24 protein-coding genes are annotated in these 17,971 nt (G+C 58.1%); 22 read left to right on the top strand and 2 right to left on the bottom strand.

Translation table 11 applies throughout. From position 1 onward, the window contains the following. A partial coding sequence (gene infC / locus WAW39_RS09925; protein WP_422318274.1) for a translation initiation factor IF-3 occupies positions 1–809 on the top strand: 809 nt, incomplete at its 5' end. A 48-nt stretch (positions 810–857) separates the two neighbouring features. Here infC and rpe read toward each other — a convergent pair. Next, positions 858–1,532, bottom strand: a complete 675-nt coding sequence (rpe, locus tag WAW39_RS09920) for a ribulose-phosphate 3-epimerase (RefSeq protein ID WP_422318272.1) — start codon at positions 1,530–1,532, stop codon at positions 858–860. A 69-nt stretch (positions 1,533–1,601) separates the two neighbouring features. On the opposite strand from rpe, the gene tadA reads away from it, so the two are divergent. Beyond that, a complete protein-coding gene (gene tadA, locus WAW39_RS09915) occupies positions 1,602–2,159 on the top strand; it encodes a tRNA adenosine(34) deaminase TadA (RefSeq protein ID WP_422318270.1) in 558 nt (185 codons plus the stop codon). A gap of 141 nt (positions 2,160–2,300) precedes the next feature. Here the strand turns inward: tadA and WAW39_RS09910 are convergent, their stop codons facing one another. Beyond that, entirely contained in the window at positions 2,301–2,930 is a 630-nt protein-coding gene (locus tag WAW39_RS09910; RefSeq protein WP_422318268.1) for a hypothetical protein, read from the bottom strand. Between the two features lie 193 nt (positions 2,931–3,123). Between WAW39_RS09910 and WAW39_RS09905 the strand changes: the two genes are divergently transcribed. From WAW39_RS09905 to rpsH, 20 genes are all read left to right on the top strand, one after another. Further along, entirely contained in the window at positions 3,124–6,471 is a 3,348-nt protein-coding gene (locus WAW39_RS09905; RefSeq protein WP_422318266.1) for a hypothetical protein, read from the top strand. 325 nt (positions 6,472–6,796) lie between these two features. Further along, complete coding sequence (gene rpsL, locus WAW39_RS09900) at positions 6,797–7,201, top strand: 30S ribosomal protein S12 (RefSeq protein ID WP_397384263.1); 405 nt, start codon at positions 6,797–6,799, stop codon at positions 7,199–7,201. 34 nt (positions 7,202–7,235) lie between these two features. Continuing rightward, positions 7,236–7,709 carry a 30S ribosomal protein S7 gene (gene rpsG, locus WAW39_RS09895; RefSeq protein WP_397384262.1) on the top strand — a complete coding sequence of 158 codons (474 nt, stop codon included), beginning with the start codon at positions 7,236–7,238 and terminating at the stop codon, positions 7,707–7,709. Positions 7,710–7,754: 45 nt separating this feature from the next. Continuing rightward, entirely contained in the window at positions 7,755–9,902 is a 2,148-nt protein-coding gene (fusA, locus tag WAW39_RS09890; protein WP_422318263.1) for an elongation factor G, read from the top strand. A gap of 43 nt (positions 9,903–9,945) precedes the next feature. Further along, on the top strand, positions 9,946–10,254 hold the full coding sequence (gene rpsJ / locus WAW39_RS09885) for a 30S ribosomal protein S10 (protein WP_294398955.1): 309 nt from the start codon (positions 9,946–9,948) through the stop codon (positions 10,252–10,254). Between the two features lie 37 nt (positions 10,255–10,291). Then, on the top strand, positions 10,292–10,945 hold the full coding sequence (gene rplC / locus WAW39_RS09880) for a 50S ribosomal protein L3 (RefSeq protein WP_422318261.1): 654 nt from the start codon (positions 10,292–10,294) through the stop codon (positions 10,943–10,945). A 17-nt stretch (positions 10,946–10,962) separates the two neighbouring features. Next, a complete protein-coding gene (rplD, locus tag WAW39_RS09875) occupies positions 10,963–11,574 on the top strand; it encodes a 50S ribosomal protein L4 (RefSeq protein WP_422318259.1) in 612 nt (203 codons plus the stop codon). 2 nt (positions 11,575–11,576) lie between these two features. After that, positions 11,577–11,861 (top strand): 50S ribosomal protein L23, encoded by a 285-nt coding sequence (rplW, locus tag WAW39_RS09870; RefSeq protein ID WP_294398963.1) that lies wholly within the window; start codon positions 11,577–11,579, stop codon positions 11,859–11,861. A 36-nt stretch (positions 11,862–11,897) separates the two neighbouring features. Next, positions 11,898–12,737 (top strand): 50S ribosomal protein L2, encoded by an 840-nt coding sequence (gene rplB / locus WAW39_RS09865; RefSeq protein WP_397384258.1) that lies wholly within the window; start codon positions 11,898–11,900, stop codon positions 12,735–12,737. Between the two features lie 24 nt (positions 12,738–12,761). Beyond that, a complete protein-coding gene (gene rpsS / locus WAW39_RS09860) occupies positions 12,762–13,040 on the top strand; it encodes a 30S ribosomal protein S19 (protein ID WP_294398970.1) in 279 nt (92 codons plus the stop codon). Between the two features lie 22 nt (positions 13,041–13,062). Next, on the top strand, positions 13,063–13,842 hold the full coding sequence (locus WAW39_RS09855) for a hypothetical protein (protein ID WP_422318255.1): 780 nt from the start codon (positions 13,063–13,065) through the stop codon (positions 13,840–13,842). A gap of 26 nt (positions 13,843–13,868) precedes the next feature. After that, a complete protein-coding gene (gene rplV / locus WAW39_RS09850; RefSeq protein WP_294398976.1) occupies positions 13,869–14,306 on the top strand; it encodes a 50S ribosomal protein L22 in 438 nt (145 codons plus the stop codon). Positions 14,307–14,339: 33 nt separating this feature from the next. Beyond that, positions 14,340–15,131: a 30S ribosomal protein S3 gene (gene rpsC, locus WAW39_RS09845; RefSeq protein ID WP_395730652.1), complete on the top strand. Its 792-nt coding sequence runs from the start codon at positions 14,340–14,342 to the stop codon at positions 15,129–15,131. A 47-nt stretch (positions 15,132–15,178) separates the two neighbouring features. After that, positions 15,179–15,601, top strand: coding sequence for a 50S ribosomal protein L16 (gene rplP / locus WAW39_RS09840; RefSeq protein ID WP_397383893.1), 423 nt, complete (start codon positions 15,179–15,181; stop codon positions 15,599–15,601). A 17-nt stretch (positions 15,602–15,618) separates the two neighbouring features. Next, on the top strand, positions 15,619–15,837 hold the full coding sequence (gene rpmC / locus WAW39_RS09835; protein WP_294398985.1) for a 50S ribosomal protein L29: 219 nt from the start codon (positions 15,619–15,621) through the stop codon (positions 15,835–15,837). Positions 15,838–15,871: 34 nt separating this feature from the next. Next, a complete protein-coding gene (gene rpsQ, locus WAW39_RS09830) occupies positions 15,872–16,156 on the top strand; it encodes a 30S ribosomal protein S17 (RefSeq protein ID WP_397383894.1) in 285 nt (94 codons plus the stop codon). Between the two features lie 43 nt (positions 16,157–16,199). Continuing rightward, complete coding sequence (gene rplN, locus WAW39_RS09825) at positions 16,200–16,568, top strand: 50S ribosomal protein L14 (protein ID WP_294398988.1); 369 nt, start codon at positions 16,200–16,202, stop codon at positions 16,566–16,568. Positions 16,569–16,573: 5 nt separating this feature from the next. After that, complete coding sequence (gene rplX, locus WAW39_RS09820) at positions 16,574–16,858, top strand: 50S ribosomal protein L24 (protein ID WP_300202268.1); 285 nt, start codon at positions 16,574–16,576, stop codon at positions 16,856–16,858. Between the two features lie 91 nt (positions 16,859–16,949). Further along, a complete protein-coding gene (gene rplE, locus WAW39_RS09815; RefSeq protein WP_397383895.1) occupies positions 16,950–17,534 on the top strand; it encodes a 50S ribosomal protein L5 in 585 nt (194 codons plus the stop codon). 27 nt (positions 17,535–17,561) lie between these two features. Then, on the top strand, positions 17,562–17,951 hold the full coding sequence (rpsH, locus tag WAW39_RS09810) for a 30S ribosomal protein S8 (protein ID WP_395730657.1): 390 nt from the start codon (positions 17,562–17,564) through the stop codon (positions 17,949–17,951). The last annotated feature ends 20 nt before the right edge of the window (positions 17,952–17,971 follow it).

The raw sequence follows: 17,971 nt of genomic DNA, 5'->3' as shown, positions 1-17,971 counted from the left end.
ATCAAGGTTCCAGTGGAGCGTTTCGTCCCGGTGGTGGTGGCAATCGTCCAGGCGGTCGTGACCGACCCAATGGCCGTTTTGTGGATCAAACCCGTGTCAACGAACGCATTCGTGCGCCGAAGGTGCGCGTCGTCGAAGAAGATGGTCATCATCAGCTTGGCGTCATCCCGACTTCGCAGGCCATCCGCATCGCCAAAGAGCGTGGGCTGGACCTGGTGGAAGTGGCTCCGAACGCCGATCCGCCCGTGTGCAAAATTGTCAATTACGGCAAGTACAAGTACATCCAGGAGAAGCACAAGAAGGAGGCCCACAAGCATCAGAAGGGCGGCAAGGTGAAGGAAATGAAATTCCGCATCGGCATCGATCCTCATGATTACCTGATCAAAATTACGCATGCGGAAGACTTCCTCGCGGAAGGCCACAAGGTGCGCATCCAGCTGCAGTTCCGTGGTCGCCAGATGGCGCATCAGGAGCTCGGTCACTTGCTTGCCAAAAAGATCAAGGCCGACCTGCTCACCATGGGCCACGTCGATCAGGATCCGCGCATGGCGGGCCGTAACATCAACATGCAGCTCAGTCCGTTACCGGAGCGTCAGCGCCAGCGCAAGTTCAAGACCCACCTCAAAGGTGTCACTGAACACAAGGACATCCTCCACGAAGAGGGGCATGATCCGCGCGAGGACAAGCACGATGAGCATGACGATCATCACGATGATCATGTCGACGGCCATCACTCGGATACGGACCACGCAGACGCGTCCCCGCCACCGATGCAGGCTGAGGCGCCGCCGCCACCAGCCGCTGAATAACTCCAAGATCCCCACGAAGGGCAGGATTCATTTCCTGCCCTTTTTCTTTTACGCCACTGAGGCGGCGAGATCACGCATGGACTGGTTCATGTCCGGCGGGCCGAAGGACGAGGTGCCGCAGACGAAGAGGTTGGCGCCGTGCTGTTTCGCAATGGGGGCCGTGGTGGTGTAAATGCCGCCATCCACTTCGAGGTGGAATTTTAATCCGTTTGCGTCGCGGTAGTCACGTGCCGCAGCCAGCTTTGGCATCGTTTCCTTCTCCATGAAGGGCTGCCCGCCGAATCCTGGCACCACGGTCATGACCAGCAGCAGGTCAATATCGTGGACAAACGGCAGCGCGGCTTCAAACGGCGTGCTGGGGTGCAGGGCGATGCCGCAGTGCAGCCCGGCCGCGCGGATGCGCTTCAGGGTCTCGGCAACGCTGGTGTCGTAGTTTGCCTCGACGTGGATCGTGATGTTCTGCGCTCCGGCCTTGATGAAACGCTCCAGATAGTGATCCGGGCGGTGGATCATGAGGTGCACGTCCAGATACATGTCCGTGCATTTGCGCACCACCTGCACCATTTGCGGGCCAAAGGAAATGTTGTCCACGAAGTTCCCGTCCATCACATCCAGATGCAGCCACTGCGCCCCGGCAGTGGCGGCACGTTTGACTTCAACGTCGATCTTTGACCAGTCAGAGGCCAGCAGGGAAGGGAGGATGAGGTTCGTCGTGTGATTCATGCCTTGAGATAAGGTTCTGGGTTTAAAGTTCAAGGTTTGAGTTGATGCGGACTGCGTTTATAAAACGCGGTGACCGACCCCCTGATCATCAATCCGTTCGACGACGAGTACTACATGCGCGATGCGCTGCGCCAGGCGCGCAAGGCTGCCAAGCAGGACGAAGTGCCCATCGGGGCAGTGATCGTACATCAGGGCACCGTCATTGGCCGTGCCTGGAATCAGGTGGAGACGCTCAAGGATGCCACGGCCCACGCTGAAATGCTCGCGCTCACCCAGGCGGAGAGTGCTCTGGGCGACTGGCGGCTCACGGATTGTGATCTGTACGTCACCAAGGAGCCCTGTCCCATGTGCGCCGGGGCCATCATGCACTGTCGTGTGCGCCGCGTGATCTTCGGTTGTCCCGATGTCAAAGGCGGTGCTGCGGGTGGCTTCTGGAACCTCCTGCAGGCGCCGAATCTCAATCACCGCACCGAGATCACCCCCGGTGTCCTCAACGACGACTGCGTCCGCATCATCAAGGAGTTCTTCGCCGAAGCCCGCCGTCGGCGTGCGGAGGGGCTGGAACACAAAAAAGGCGCGGCCAAAGAAGCGGCTGACGATGGTGGAGTAGTGTTTGACGGGCCGTGAAGCCGTCAGTGCCGGCACGTCTGCGCAGCTGTACCTATGGGGGTTGCCACAGCTTTCGTTCTGCCAGACAGCACGCCATGGGGATGAGGAGGGCGGGGAGCAGGATTGTTTTCATAAAAAACAGGCAGGAGCTTTGACGGTCTATTCATCTCCTGCGAATGTGGCAATCACCCGTGGTTCAGCACCTGCCTTGATCGAGAAGATTTCGCAGCTCGCAGCAAAGGCGTCGGTCGTATAGCGTTCGGCGAGGTCGGCGGCAAACTCATCAAGGAGGTCGGCCTTGGCGGGAAAGATGTACAAAGCGTGGCGGTCGGGGGCGGCCACCCAGATTTCCTGGCCAAACAGTTCGGCAAAAATCTTGGGCAGGGAGGGGGCGACGATCAGCGTGGCGTGGAGGGGGGAATCTCCCCGATACACGGCGTAGGCGATCCTGCCATCCTCGCCCTTGATGAGTTCGGGCTTGAGCTGCAGCAGGCGTTTGTCAGCGGCGGCCTTGGCGCGGGCGGCGAAAGACTCGACACTGAGGCCGAGTTTCGTGAAGGCTTCCACGGAGTAGGCCTCCACTCCGCTGACCTCTGCGGTGCTTTCACGATAGCACGTGAACACCGTTTTCTTCGAATTCAGCAGGGGGATAGAATAGGCCCCACGCATGGCCTTGGGCTCCGGCATAAGCAGGAGGGATTCGAGTTTGCGCTCCGGCGCGTCAGGCTGCTGCGCGGGCAAGAAGTTGACCAAGAGAAGCAGAGGCAGGAGGCGGAAAAGCTGGCGCATGGGCTGGCAGTGTGGCGTGAACTGGCTGCAGAAGCAAACGCCACCATGTGAGCAAGGCACTGAAGAAGGAGCACCTTTTTATGCGGGTGGGGGCTGCGTTGATGCTCTTATTCATCTTGCCAAAACGGCGTTAACAAGCAGAATCGAAAATATGCTGGGATTCCCCGCCCGGCTTCACAATCTTTTCCTAGGAATGCTACATCGAGCCGCACTTTTCTTGGTCGCCGGACTGTGGCTGATGGCTGCGCCCCCGGCAGGGGCTGTGACACCGGTGCTGACGACCACCGCTGCGACGTTGGTGACGGATACAGACGCCTTGCTCAATGGCACCATCGATCCCCTGGGCGGCACCTTTGTGGTGCGGGCGGAGTACGGCCTGGACACGGGCTATGGCTCCCTCACGCCACTCTCCTACAATTTCTCCGGCACTGGGGTGCAGGCCTATGGCTTTCACCCGGCGGCACTTGCGACGAACACGACGTATCACTATCGATTCATTGCCCAAACGGTGGATGGCGGGCAAAGGTTCGTTGGCAATGACATGACTTTCACGACGCTGGCGAATCCGCCCATGGTTGGTTATGCCGAGGTTTCCACGTCAGTTTACTCGCCAACGACAGCCATGTTCAACGCGATAGATGTGCATGCGGGAAGTTCGTCAGCCACGGTGTACTATCAGTATGGCCTTACGACCGCGTACGATCATGAAGTCATGGCTTCAACGACGCTGGCCAAGGACAGCCGCCTCAGCTCGGGCGCTTTTGTCTTTGTCTCCGATCTGCAGATTGCCACGACGTATCACTATCGTTGCAAAGTGGTGAACCAGCAGGGCACGGTTTACTCCGAGGACAGAAGCTTTACCACGGCTGCGGGGCCGGCGGCGGTGACAGCTGCGGCAACCAATGTCACTGACCTCGCTGCCACGCTGAATGGAACAGTCAACACGGGCGGGTTGGCCCTCAACATCGAGTTCGAATACGGTCTGAGCACAAGTTATGGGCAGACGGTTTTTTACAAGAGAATCACCAACACGGCGGACCAGTCAATGAGCATGCAGGCTCGGTCGCTTCTGCCCGGCACGACCTACCATTACCGGATGAAGGCGACCGATGTGTTTGACAACACGTGGGTTTACTACGGCGGGGATCAGATCTTCACCACGGAGGCAGCCGCCACTCCGCCGACGGTCGGAGGCATCGCGGTGAGCGGGGTGGGGACCACGAGCGCAAATCTCACTTGCGCGCCAGTTTACTCGGGAAGCTCCACCACGACTGCCGTCTTTCAGTACGGGCTGACAGGCGCGTATGGCAGTTCGGCGGCGGCTACAGGGGAGATGGCGATGGACATCTCCGACAGCAGTTTTTATGGGGAGCTTACTGGGCTGGCTCCCAGCACCACCTATCACGCGAGATGTGTGCTCACCAATGGCCAGGGCACGGCATCCTCGGCGGACATCACTTTCACCACAGCCTCGCCGGCCACTGTGACCACCGGCGCGGCGACGAGTGTGGCGGATCTCTCCGCAGTGCTGAATGGTGTCCTCAATTCCACCGACACCATCCATCAGGCCGCGCTGAGTTTTGAATTTGGCACCGGCCCGGAGGACACCCTCCCCTACAACGCCACGCCTGCAAACCTCCTGGGCGGGGGCGCATTCACCCTTCCTGTCGCCTACCTCCGGCCCAGCACGACGTATCGCTACCGCGCAAAGGCCCACTACTCGATTTTCGGAGGTGAGGATTATTACGGACCGTATGTGTACTTCACCACCGCAGCCGCGAATACGCCGCCAAGCGTGGGCACCGCCGCTGCCTCCCAGGTCACCACCACCACTGCCTTGATCAGTGTCTCCAGCATTAATGCTGGCAGCTCAGATGCCGAGATTTTCTTGGAATACCAAGCTCAGGGCGGCAGCGTGCAAACCGTGCTGGGAAATCCCGCCACGCGGGCTCTTGGCACCGAGAGTCCGTACGGATTCACTCTGAGCCAGCTTGTGCCCGGCACCACCTATACCTGCCGCTGTGGAGCCACCAACGGGCAGGGGACTGCGTACAGCACATATGCTTCTTTCACCACACCCGTCGCCCCGACGCTCACCACAACTGCAGCCACAAGCGTGGCCGACGTCACGGCCGTCTTGAATGCCACGGCCAATGCCAATGGAGGTGCCAGTTATGCCGTGTTCTTTGAAATTGGCACGAGCACAGACTACGGCCTGAGTTTCACGCCGATCACGGGAAACCTCCTCACAGGGCAGACCACCGGCACCTTTGCCGCGGCGGCCAGCCACCTGCTGCCAAACACCACCTATCACTACCGTGTGCGAGCGCAGGAATTGGTTGTGGTAAACGGACTCTTGCAGTTCACTTCCTACAACTACTACGGTGCGGATCAAACCTTCACCACGGGGCCGCCCGCCACGCCGCCCACGGCGACGACACAGAGCGCTTCTGCCCTCGCGCCCACCGCTGCGACTTTGAATGCGCTCTTTGAAACCGGCAGTTCACCTGCAACGGTTGTTTTCGAATACGGCACCACCACCGCCTACGGCAGCCGGTATACCGCCCCGGCTGCTTTTGGAGCGAGCACGGAAGCGACGACGACCTACGCGCTGCTGGGGCTGACGCCCAACACGGCCTACCATTACCGCATCATCGTGACCAATGGCGAAGGCAGCAGCACCGGAATGGACATGAGCTTCACCACCTTGTCTCTGCCCACGGTCACCACGAATGCCGCCACGAACGTCTCTGCCACGAGCACGATGCTCAATGGCAGCTACAACAGGCAGAACGGCAATTACACCGTCACATTCGACTACGGCCTGACGACTGCCTACGGGCATACAGCCACACCGGGAGGTGTATTGATCGGCGGCGGAGGGATTATCATTGGTGGTGGAGGTATTGGTATCGGCGGTGGAGGAATCATTATTGGTGGCGGGAGCACTTCCCAGAACGTCACAGCCCCAGCGGCATCTCTTCTGCCACTGACGACCTATCACTACCGTTTGAAGCTGAGCGATGGCTACGGCAACAACTACTATGGAGACGATGCCAGCGTGACCACGATCTCGCCTGTGCAGGCATGGCGTCAGCAGGTCTTCAACACGACACAGGATGCTGGCAACGCGGCAGACATGGCGAATCCGTCTGGCGACGGCGTGCCCAATCTGCTGAAGTACGCGCTCAACATGGACCCGGCCAAGTCGGGAGTGCCACCGCAGCCGCAGTTGAAGGACTACTCAGGAGCGCAGCATCTTAGCCTCACTTTCCAGCGTGATCCCACGAAGACGGATGTGACCTACGAGGTGCAGGCGGCGGACAGCCCCGGCGGACCCTGGACGACACTGGCCTCCAGCGCAGGCGGGGCGGTGACCAGCGGGCCGGGCTTTGTGGGTGAAACAGGATTAACCATAGGCATTATTGGACAGATTGGCCTGGCTCCTCCTCTGCAACCTTTGAACGTCGAAGTGAAAGACATCGTAAGCATGCAAGATGCGCCACGACGTTTCATGCGGCTGAAGGTGACGCGGCAGTGACGGGTATCCTCGAATTCACGGTGAGTGCAATTTGGATGAATTCAGTGCCGGTTGTTCACAAAAACGCCTTCGTCTGCGGCGAGAATGTGAATAATTATTTCAAAAAGTGTGAAATAGTGCTTGCGGGCTGCAAGGGACTCGCCAGAATGCGCGCTCCCCAAGGCCCGGCCTCTTCAACGAGACCGGCAAATCAAGATCCTCCACGGAGGCTCTTCATTATCGGAACCAGAACCGGAAAAGTCTGCGTATGCTCATTGTGAGCATGGCGCGCTGTCCCCCGAAACTGGCTACGAATAAAGCCAAGGGTTCACAGCTCTTTCACACCATGCCCACCATCAATCAACTCGTCAGACACGGCCGCAAAGATAAAGCGGTAAAGTCGAAGTCTCCTGCGCTTGCAAAGTGCCCGCAGCGTCGTGGCGTCTGCCTTCAGGTGATGACCCGCACACCTAAAAAGCCCAACTCCGCTTTGCGTAAGGTGGCCAAGGTGCGTCTGACCAACGGCTACGAAGTCATCGCCTACATCGGTGGTGAAGGTCACAATCTTCAAGAACACAGCATCGTGCTGGTTCGCGGTGGTCGTGTGAAGGATTTGCCCGGTGTGCGTTATCACATCGTCCGCGGCACCCTTGACTGCCTTGGTGTTGATGCCCGTCGTCGTGGCCGTTCCAAGTACGGTGCAAAGCGTCCAAAGCCAGGTGCTGCCGCCGCTGCCGCGAAGAAGAAATAATTTCCGCTGATTTCACTCCTAATTTCCACACGCCATGGCCCGCAGAAAACGCGTTTATAACAAAGAGGTTCGCAAGGACAGCCGCTACGACAGCGAACTCGTTGCAACTCTCATCAGCAACATCATGCTTGATGGGAAGAAGTCGCTCGCCGAGCGCATCGTTTATTCCGCCATCGAGGCGCTTAACGACAAGACCGACAGCGTCGATCCTCTTGAGCTCTTCAATCGCGCCATTGAGAACACCAAGCCACGCGTGGAAGTCAAAGCCCGCCGCGTCGGTGGTGCCACCTACCAGGTGCCTCTCGAAGTTTCTCCTCGTCGTCAGGAATCCCTGGCCATGCGCTGGATCGTTGGTTTTGCCCGCGGCCGTAAAGGTCAGGCCATGCACCGCGCTCTTGCCAATGAGCTGAAGGATGCCGCACAGGGGCAGGGGAATGCCGTCCGCAAGCGCGACGACGTTCACAAGCAGGCACAGGCCAATCGCGCCTTCGCCCACTTCCGCTTCTAATCGTTTCACTTTACTGTTTCCGTCCACTTTTCGTTTTTCCGACCCATGTCGAACCCCAATTCCCCCAACCGCGAATACCCACTTGAGCGCACCCGCAACATCGGGATTTGTGCCCACATTGACGCGGGCAAGACGACCCTGACCGAGCGTATTCTGTTCTACACCGGCATGATCCACAAGATCGGCGAAGTGCATGACGGCGCTGCGACCACAGACTGGATGGAACAGGAAAAAGAGCGTGGTATCACCATCACCTCTGCTGCCGTGACGGCACGCTGGAAGCAGCTCAAGGAAGAAGGCATCTTCAAGCTGCGTGAGATGGAAGACATTCGCGTCAACATCATCGACACCCCCGGACACGTGGACTTCACCGCTGAAGTGGAACGTTCCCTCCGTGTGCTCGATGGCGCCATCTTCGTGCTTTGCGGTGTGGCTGGCGTGCAGCCTCAGTCCGAAACCGTTTATCGTCAGGCTGAAAAGTATCGCGTTCCTCGTATCGCTTTCGTGAACAAGATGGACCGCACCGGTGCCAACTTCGACAATGTGGTTAACGACGTTCGCAAGAAGCTCGGTGCCAATGCCTGGCCGATCCTCATCCCGATCGGTGCTGAAGAAGACCTCATCGGCCAGATCGACGTGGTGAACCAGAAGGCGATCATTTACAACGACGACGAAAAGTTTGGTTCCTCCTACAAGGTGCGTGACCTTGAAGGTGCTGAAATCGCCAAGGCCAAGGAAGCTTATGAAGGCCTCGTCGCAGAAATCTGCAACCAGGACGAAGAGCTGGGCATGAAGTTCCTCGAGGAACTGCCAATCACGATCAAGGAAGTGAAGGAAGCCCTTCGCCGCACGGTGATCGCCAACAAGATCATCCCGATGGCCGGTGGTTCCGCCTTCAAGAACAAAGGCGTGCAGTATCTGATCGACGCCGTTATCGATTATCTCCCAGGACCGCTTGACATTGAGCCGCAGACCGGACAGCTCGTCGACGATCCAGAAACCAAGGTTGAAGCAGTGCCGGATGACAATGGCAAGTTCTGCGCCCTCGGCTTCAAGCTCTGGTCCGACAAGTTTGGCCGTCTCGTGTTCTTCCGTGTGTATTCCGGCAAGGTTTCAAAGGGCGACACGATCTACAATCCCCGCACCCGCAAATCTGAGCGCGTGGGCCGTCTGATTCAGATTCAGGCCAGCGTTCATAAGGACATCGACACCTGCTACTCGGGTGACATCGCCGCCCTCGTGGGTGTGAAGGACGTTCGCACTGGCGACACCTTCTGTGATGAAGATCTCGACATCCTGCTCGAGCCACCAACATTCCCAGAACCCGTGATCTCGATGGCCGTCGAGCCAAAGACCAAGGGCGACCAGGAAAAGATGGGCAACGCCCTTCAGCGCCTCTCCGAAGAAGATCCAACGTTCTTCGTCAAGACGGACGAAGAAACCGGCCAGGTCATCATCGCCGGCATGGGCGAGCTACACCTCGAAATTCTCTGCGACCGCCTCAAGCGCGAGCACAAAGTGGAAACCACCACTGGCAAGCCGCAGATCGCCTACCGCGAAACGCTCACCATCCCTGCCGATGGCGAAGGCAAGCTGGTCAAGCAGTCTGGTGGCCGTGGTCAATACGGACACGTCGTCATCAAGGTGCGTCCTGGTGAGAAGGGCTCGGGCATCGTCGTCGAAAACAAAGTGGTCGGCGGAACGATTCCAAAGGAATTCATCAACCCAGCCAAGGCGGGTTGCATCGAAGCAGCTCTCAACGGCATCATCGCTGGTTATCCGGTGATCGACATGCACATCGACCTTGTCGATGGATCCAGCCACGAAGTGGACTCCAACGAAAACGCCTTCAAGATGGCCGGCATCTTCGCCGTCAAGGACGCTCTCAAGAAAGCCAAGTGCATTCTCCTTGAACCGATCATGGCTGTGGAAGCTTCCACGCCAGAAGATTATCAGGGCGACATCATGGGTGACTTGAACCGCCGTCGTGGCAAGATTCAGGGCATGGACAGCCGCGGCACCACCGCCATCCTGCGCGCTGAAGTTCCCCTTGCTGAAATGTTTGGTTATTCCACCGCCATCCGCACTCTTTCTTCCGGACGCGCCAGCTACTCGATGCAGCCTTCTCACTTCGAGCAGGTCCCGCATCAGATTGTTGAGCAGATCGTCGAGCAGCGTGGAGGCTCCAAGTAACACGGCCCACGCGCACTGAAACCCTACCCTAAGGACCATCGTCATGACTAATCAACGCATCAGAATCCGCCTCCGCGCCTATGACTACCGCGTGCTCGACAAGAGCACCGCCGACATCGTCGAAACCGCGAAGCGCACCGGCGCACGTGTTGCAGGCCCCATCCCGCTGCCAACCCGCATCGAGAAGTTCACCGTGAACCGCTCACCGCACGTCGATAAGAAGTCGATGGACCAGTTCGAAATCCGCACACACAAGCGTCTGCTGGACATCGTTGACCCAACCTCCCGCACCGTGGACGAGCTCAAGAAGCTCAACCTTCCTTCCGGCGTGGACATCACCATCAAGATCTAACTCGATCTCATCACTTTAATAACAGGAGGACACACTCATGAGTCTCGGATTGATCGGTAAAAAACTCGGTATGACCAAAGTTTACGACGCCAAGGGCGACGCAATCTCGGTCACAGTGGTTGACGTCAGCGGCAACACCATTCTTCAGGTGAAGCGCAGCGATGGCAAAGACAAGTACAGCGCAGTGCAGGTCGGCTACGGCGACCAGTTGAAGGATTCCCGCGTGACCAAACCACTGCTGGGCCACTTCAAGAAGCACGGTTGCACGACTGCCAAGCGCATCGTCAAGGAATTCCGCCTCACTGGCGACGACCAACTGCCAGCAGCTGACGCCAAGCTCGACGCGAGCATCTTCAGCAACGGCCAGGTGGTTGACGTCATCGGCAACACCAAGGGCAAAGGTTTCCAAGGCGTTGTGAAGCGCTGGAACTTCGCCGGTCAGCCAGCTTCGCATGGTCACATGATGCATCGTCGTCCTGGTTCCATCGGTTGCCGTCTGACTCCCGGTCTCGTCTGGAAGAACCAGAAGATGCCTGGCCATGACGGCACCACCCGCTGCACCACCCAGAATCTGGTCGTCGTGCAAAGCCGTCCTGAAGAAGGCATCCTGCTCATCAAAGGCGCACTCCCCGGCAACAAAGGCAGCATCGTTGTGGTGCGCCCCGGCAAAAAAGCCGTCGCCAAGAAGTAATAACGAGGAACTGAACCATGTCCGCTACCATTCTCTCAGCCGACGCCGCCAAGGCGGCTAACATTCAACTGACCGAGGGCTATAAAGGCTCTCAGGCTCTCAACGACACGCTGGTGGCCTACCGCGCCAACCGTCGTCAGGGCAACGCCCACACCAAGAACCGTTCTGAAGTTTCCGGCTCCGGCAAGAAACTCTGGAACCAGAAGGGAACTGGCAATGCTCGTATGGGCAGCAAGCGTTCCCCCATCTGGAGTGGTGGTGGTGTCGTCTTCGGCCCACGCAACACAACCGTTTGGGCCAAGAAAACCACCAAGGGAACCAAGAAGCTCGCTCTGCGCGCCGCTTTGACCGCCCGGATCCTTGATGGTGAAGTGCTCACCACCGGCAGCTTTTCCGTGGCTGATGGCAAGACGAAGAGCTTCATCGCCGCCGTCAATGGCCTGACCACCGCGAAAAATGTGCTGCTCATCGGCAAAGGCTTTGATGAACTCACCTTCCGCGCCGGCCGCAATGTCCAGAACGTTCAGCTTATCTCCGCTGACGAAGTGAATGCCGAACACCTCCTTCGCTATCGCAGCGTTGTGGTGACCGGTGACGCCCTTGAAACCCTTGCCAAGAGGACCGCCTGATCATGAAAGACCTTCATAAAGTCATCAAAAACATCCGTCTCAGCGAAAAAGCCACGCTGCTGGGCGAACAGAACAACGAGTACGTGTTCTCTGTGGACGTCGAAGCCACCAAGATCGACATCAAACAGGCCATCGAAAAGCTGTTTGGCAAAAAAGTCACCGGTGTCCGCACTGCGAACTATGACGGCAAGGCCCGTCGTGAGCGCCGCGCCGATTACGGCCGCACCAATCACTGGAAGAAAGCGATCGTCCGCCTCAAGGCTGGCGAAAAGTTCGACCTCGCGTAACCCCAGGCCCGCAACCCTTTAACTTATCCTACCGTCATGGCGCTGAAAACATTCAAGCCAACCACGCCCACCAATCGCTATAAAGAGTGGAACTCCTTCGAGGAGATCACCAAGCATTCTCCGGAGAAAAGCCTTACCGTGGCTCTCCGCAAATCCGGTGGCCGTAACAACACTGGCCGTATCACCTGCCGTCACATCGGTGGTGGTCACGACAAGCGTTACCGTCTCATCGACTTCAAGCGGTCCCGCCGTGATGAAGCAGCCAAAGTGGTCGGCATCGAATACGATCCCAATCGCTCCGCTCGCATCGCCCTCGTCGAATACAAGGACGGCCAGCGCGCCTACATCCTCGCTCCAAACGCCCTCAGCGTCGGTGCTTCGGTGATGGCTGGCGAAAAAGCCGCTCCTGAAGTTGGCAACGCTCTTCCGCTGAGCAAAATCCCTCTCGGTACTTCGATCCACAACATCGAACTCTCCCCAGGCAAAGGCGGCGTCGTCGCCCGTGCTGCAGGTCAGGCCGCCGTCCTTTCTAACCGTGAAGGTGACTTCGCCCTGGTGCGCATGCCTTCCGGAGAAATCCGCAAGATCCTCTCCGTCTGCTACGCCACGATTGGCCAGGTCGGCAACGTCGAGCACATGAACGTCGTCAGCGCCAAGGCGGGCCGCACTCGCTGGCAGGGTACACGTCCAACCGTCCGCGGTATGTGTATGAACCCGATTGACCATCCGAACGGTGGTGGTGAAGGTCGTTCCAAGTCCGGTGGTGGTCGTCAGCACCTGCTCAGCCCTTGGGGCCACGCGAAGGGTGAGAAGACCCGCAACAAGAAGAAGGCGACCAACAAGCTCATCATCCAGAGCCGTCACGCCAAGAAGTAATCCATTCCTCACTCACGCACTCACATGGCACGCTCCCTCAAAAAAGGTCCCTTCGTTCAGCAAGCCCTCCTCGACAAGGTGGACAAGCTTAACGACGCCAAGCAGAAACGCCCCATCAAGACTTGGGCACGTTCCTCCATGGTCACTCCTGACCTCGTCGGCCACACCTTCCTGGTCCATAACGGCAAAGACTTTGTCTCTGTCTACGTGACTGAAAACATGGTCGGTCACCGCCTCGGCGAGTTCTCCCTGACCCGTCTGTTCAAGTCTCACGGTGCTGTCACCGTCAAGGCTGCCAAGTAATTCCTGAGCATCGAGCTTTTTCATGTCACTCCGCACTTCCATCACCTGCATCACTTTCTCGCTGCTTCTTGCAGTGGGTGTGTCAGGTCTGCGTGCGGATGACAGGCTCGAAAATCAGGAACTGCACATCTCGCTCCAAGTCGCCGCCGCGAAGATCCAAGCCCAGGATGCTCAAATCCTTGCGGCCAAGGATAAGAACGACGCACTGGCTCAGAGCGCCGCTGCCGCCAATGCTGAAACCAACGAACTGAAAGATCGCTACGAAAAACTACGCGGTCTCCTCGAAGGTCTTGGTGTTGGAGCACTCGAAAACTCCAAGGATCAAACTCAGGAGCGCCTGCTCGCTGCACTCAGCGACCTGCGCATCATGAAAGAGCAGCGCGACGAACTCGCCAACGCTCTGATTGAACTCGCTGAGTCGGGCATGGGCCTGATGAAAAGCGCTCAAAACGCTGATCCTGCCGCCGCCGACCGTCTGAACAAAGCCATTACCACTGCCGATGCCGCGCTTGTCAAAGCCGGTGGTGGTCAGAACGGCCAGGCTGTGGGTGACCTGCAAAACGCCCGCGTCGTCAGCCTGAAGAGTGAACTCGGCATCGCCGTTCTCTCCATCGGTGCTAAAGATGGGGTTAAGCCGGGTATGCCCTTTGAAATTTACCGCGAAGACAAGCCCATCGCGAAAGTCCTTGTTACTGAAGTCCGCAACTCTGTTTGTGGTGCGGTAGTCCAGGAACTGGCCACTGCCAATGATCCCGTCCGCGTCGGTGACCGGGGTCGCGTCGATCTCAACAAATCTCTCTAACGAAGTCAAGAACCCCCCCTCGCTTTATGTCCGTCCGTTCCGTCCTCAAATACGCCAGGATCTCCTCGCAGAAAGCCCGTCAGGTCACACGTGCCATCACCGGCATGCCCGTCTCCCAGGCGCTGAGCGTTCTCGACTTCACTCCAAAGAAAGCCGCCTTCCTTGTTGGCAAGACTCTTCGTTCCGCCATCGCGAACGCTGAGAACAACCACGAGCAGGATGCCTCTGAATTCATCGTTCAGTCCGCCATCGCCACTCCGGGCCCGGTGCTGAGCCGCATCATGCCACGTGCCCGTGGTTCAGCCGCTCCGATCAAGAAGCGCATGACTCACATCACCGTCATCATCGGCGCACCTAAGGCTGAAGAAGCCAAGGCTGAAGGCGAGAAGAAGGCTCCTAAATCCGCCCGCCGCAACGCTCCTGCCCTCAAGAAGGCAGCCAAAGCCAAGAAAGCTTCTGAATAACCGCAACGCCCCCCAACCGCACCTCTTCACTTTATGGGACAGAAAGTAAATCCGATCGGCTTCCGCCTTGCAGTCACCAAAGACTGGCGCTCCAAGTGGTACGCACCTGAAAAAGAATACGCAGACTCGCTCCACAGCGACCTTGCCATCCGTGCTTACCTCAAGGAAAAGCTCATGCAGGCCGCCATCTCCAAGATCGTGATTGAGCGCGCTTGGAACCAGGTCCGCGTGACTCTTCACACCGCCCGCCCGGGTCTCGTCATTGGCCGTAAAGGTCAGGAAATCGACGTCATGAGCCAGAAGGTCTCTGAAATGTGCGGTGGCAAGCAGGTCAAGATCGACATCTTCGAAATCAAGCAGCCAGAACTCGACGCCCAGCTCGTCGCAGAAGCCGTGGCCGTTCAGCTTGAGCGCCGTATTTCCTTCCGCCGCGCCATGAAGCGCTCCGTGCAGACCGCCATGGACATGGGTGCTGATGGCATTCGTCTCCGCTGCGCCGGTCGTCTCGGTGGTGCTGACATCGCCCGCGCTGAGTGGTATCGCCAGGGCAAGGTGCCTCTTCAGACCCTGCGTATTCCGATTGATTATGGCTTCGCTGAAGCTCGCACTGTTTACGGCATCATCGGCGTCAAGTGCTGGATGAACCGTGGCAATGCTCCAGAAGGCGTGTCCCGTCCTTCCGGCGACCGTCGCCCACGCAGAGATGACCGTGGAGATCGCCGTCCTGGCGCTCCTGGTCCCCGCGGTGGTGACCGTGGCCGTCCAGGTGGTGGTGGTGGCTATGGTGCCCCAGCTCCAGCCCCCGCCCCAGCAGCCCAGGCTTAATTTGCCCTTTTCTTTCGAACTAAACCCTTTCCACCGGACCTAGACGTATGGCCCTTCTTCCAAGCAGAGTAAAATATCGCAAATCGCAGCGCGGCAACCGCGGCGGCAACGCCACCAGCGGCAACAAACTGGACTTTGGTGACTTCGGTCTCCAGACCCTTGAGCGCGGCTGGATCAAAAACATCCACATCGAAGCCTGCCGTGTGGCCATCACCCGCTACCTCAAGCGTAAGGGAAAAGTCTTCTGCCGTATTTTCCCTCACAAGCCAGTCACCCAGCGTCCACCAGAAGTCCGAATGGGTAAGGGTAAAGGCGCTCCAGAATTCTGGGTTGCAGTGGTCCTTCCAGGACACATGCTCTTTGAAATCTCCGGCGTGAACGAAGCCACTGCTCGTGAAGCCTGCCGTCTTGCCGCTACGAAGCTGGGCCTCCGCTGCCGCTTCGTCAGCCGCGAAAGCCTGCACAAATAACCAACGCGAACTGAATTATGAAGATCAAAGAACTCCGTGAATCGACTGTGGAAGAACTCTCCGCACGCCGTCGCGAACTGAAGCAGGAAGCGCTGAATCTGCGTGTGCAGCAGAGCGCAGGTGGCGGTCAGCTCGAAAATCCAGCCCGTCTGACCCATATCCGCCGCGAGATCGCCCGGATCGAAACCATCATCACCGAGCGCACCCGCGCTGCGGCTGCCAAGAAGGCCGCCTGATCCGGTCATCACCCCCTGAAGCATTTCTAATATCATGAGCGAACCCACCGCAGCAGCCCCTGCAGCCACCGAAAAACCAGCCGTGCGCAAGACGCGCGTCGGCACCGTGGTGTCTGACAAGATGACGAAGACCATCGTCGTCAAAGTCGAACGCCGCGTTCCGCATCCAATCTTCAAGAAGATTGTGCGCAAAACCTCCAAGTTCTATGCCCACGACGAAAACAGCGTGGCCAAAGAAGGTGACAAGGTGCTGATCGCTGAAACCCGTCCTCTTTCCAAGCTTAAGCGCTGGGAGCTGATCGAAGTGCAGAAGCACTAGTCGTATTTTTTGAACCCCCTAACCTGACCAGGAGAAACAGTTTATGTTGCAAATGGAGTCCTCAATCCCGGTGGCTGACAACACCGGTGCCCGACTGGCCACGATGATCGGCGTGCTCGGCAAGAAAAACACCCGCTTCGCCTACGTTGGCGACATCATCACCGCCCACGTGCGTGAGTCGACCCCGACCGCAGCCGTGAAAAAAGGTGAAGTCGTCCGCGCTGTGATCGTGCGCACCTCGCATCCAATCCGCCGCGTCGATGGTTCGATCCTGCGCTTTGACCGCAATGCCATGGTCATCATCGACAAAGATAACAACCCGCGTGGCACCCGCATCTTTGGCCCTGTGGCCCGTGAACTGCGCGACAAAAACTTCATGAAGATCGTTTCCCTCGCACCTGAAGTGCTGTAATTCCAATGAGCCGTACCAAGACCCACGTTAAAAAAGGCGACAATGTCGTCGTCATTTCCGGAGCCGCCAAAGGCGCCCAGGGAGTCGTTCTGGCAGTGCAGACCGCTAAAAACCGCGTGCTCGTCGAAGGCGTGCGCATGATCAAGAAAGCGATCAAGCCAACCCAGCAGAACCAGGCCGGCGGCTTTCAAGAGCAGGAAGCCCCGATCCACATCTCCAATGTCAAGCGCGTTGATGCGCCTGTGAAAGAGAAGAAAAAGAAAGTTGCGAAGAAGAAGGCCAAGGCCTAAAGCAACGCCCCCCATTTGCCTCCCCCCTCGTCATCGTCGCTCCCGCACGGTGCGATCATCGAGGGAAAGGCGGCACAGCCCAAACTGAATCATGGAACACATACTACAGACCCTATATAAAGAAAAACGCACTGAGCTGCAAACCCAGCTCGGTCTTGCCAACATCCACCAGGTCCCCCAGCTCAAAAAAATCGTCGTGAACTGCGCCATCGGCAGTCAGGCGGAGCGTAAGCAGGCGATCGAAGACGCCGTGAATGAAGTGACTCTCATCACCGGCCAGAAGCCCGTCATCACCAAGAGCAAGAAGGCGATCGCCAACTTCAAGCTGCGTGAAGGTGAAAACGTCGGCGTCAAGGTCACACTTCGTGGTGGCAAGATGTATGACTTCATGATGCGCCTCGTGCGCACCGCCATCCCTCGTATCCGTGACTTCCGTGGTGTCGCCCCCCGTGCCTTTGACGGTCGTGGCAACTACACCCTCGGCGTCGCCGAACAGTCGATCTTCCCAGAAATCGAGCTCGATAAGATCAAGCGTCAGCTTGGTTTCGACATCACCTTCGTGACCAGCACGAACAATGATGACCACGCGCGTGAAATGCTGCGCACCCTGGGCATGCCATTCCGCACCCGCGTCGCTCAGCCGAAGAAGGAAGATGGCACTGAAGCCGCCGCATAACCCCAACACCCGGACACCCTCAGCGTCATGACCGACCCGATCGCAGATTTTCTCACCCGCATCCGCAACGCCTGCTCAGCACAGCAGGAGCAGGTGCTCATTCCCTTCTCCAAGTTGAAGGCCGAACTCTCCCGCATTTTGCAGGAAGAAGGCTACATCTGGGGCTACGAAGTGGACACCAACGCCACCCATCCCCGCCTTAAGCTCAAGCTCAAGTATCAGGACAAGACCGCCGTCATTCGCAAGATCGACCGCGTCAGCAAGCCTGGTCTGCGCAAGTATGTCGGCAGCACCGAGATTCCTCGCGTCCTCGGCGGCCTGGGCATCTCCATCCTTTCCACACCACGTGGCATCATGACAGGTGCCAAGGCCCGCAAGGCCAAAGTGGGCGGTGAACTCCTCGCCACTGTCTGGTAACCCCCAACCGTCACAACCAT

This window comes from Prosthecobacter sp., from assembly GCF_049294395.1.
In the GTDB taxonomy this organism is placed as follows: domain Bacteria; phylum Verrucomicrobiota; class Verrucomicrobiia; order Verrucomicrobiales; family Verrucomicrobiaceae; genus Prosthecobacter.
This window is presented reverse-complemented; position numbering and strand designations above follow the sequence as displayed.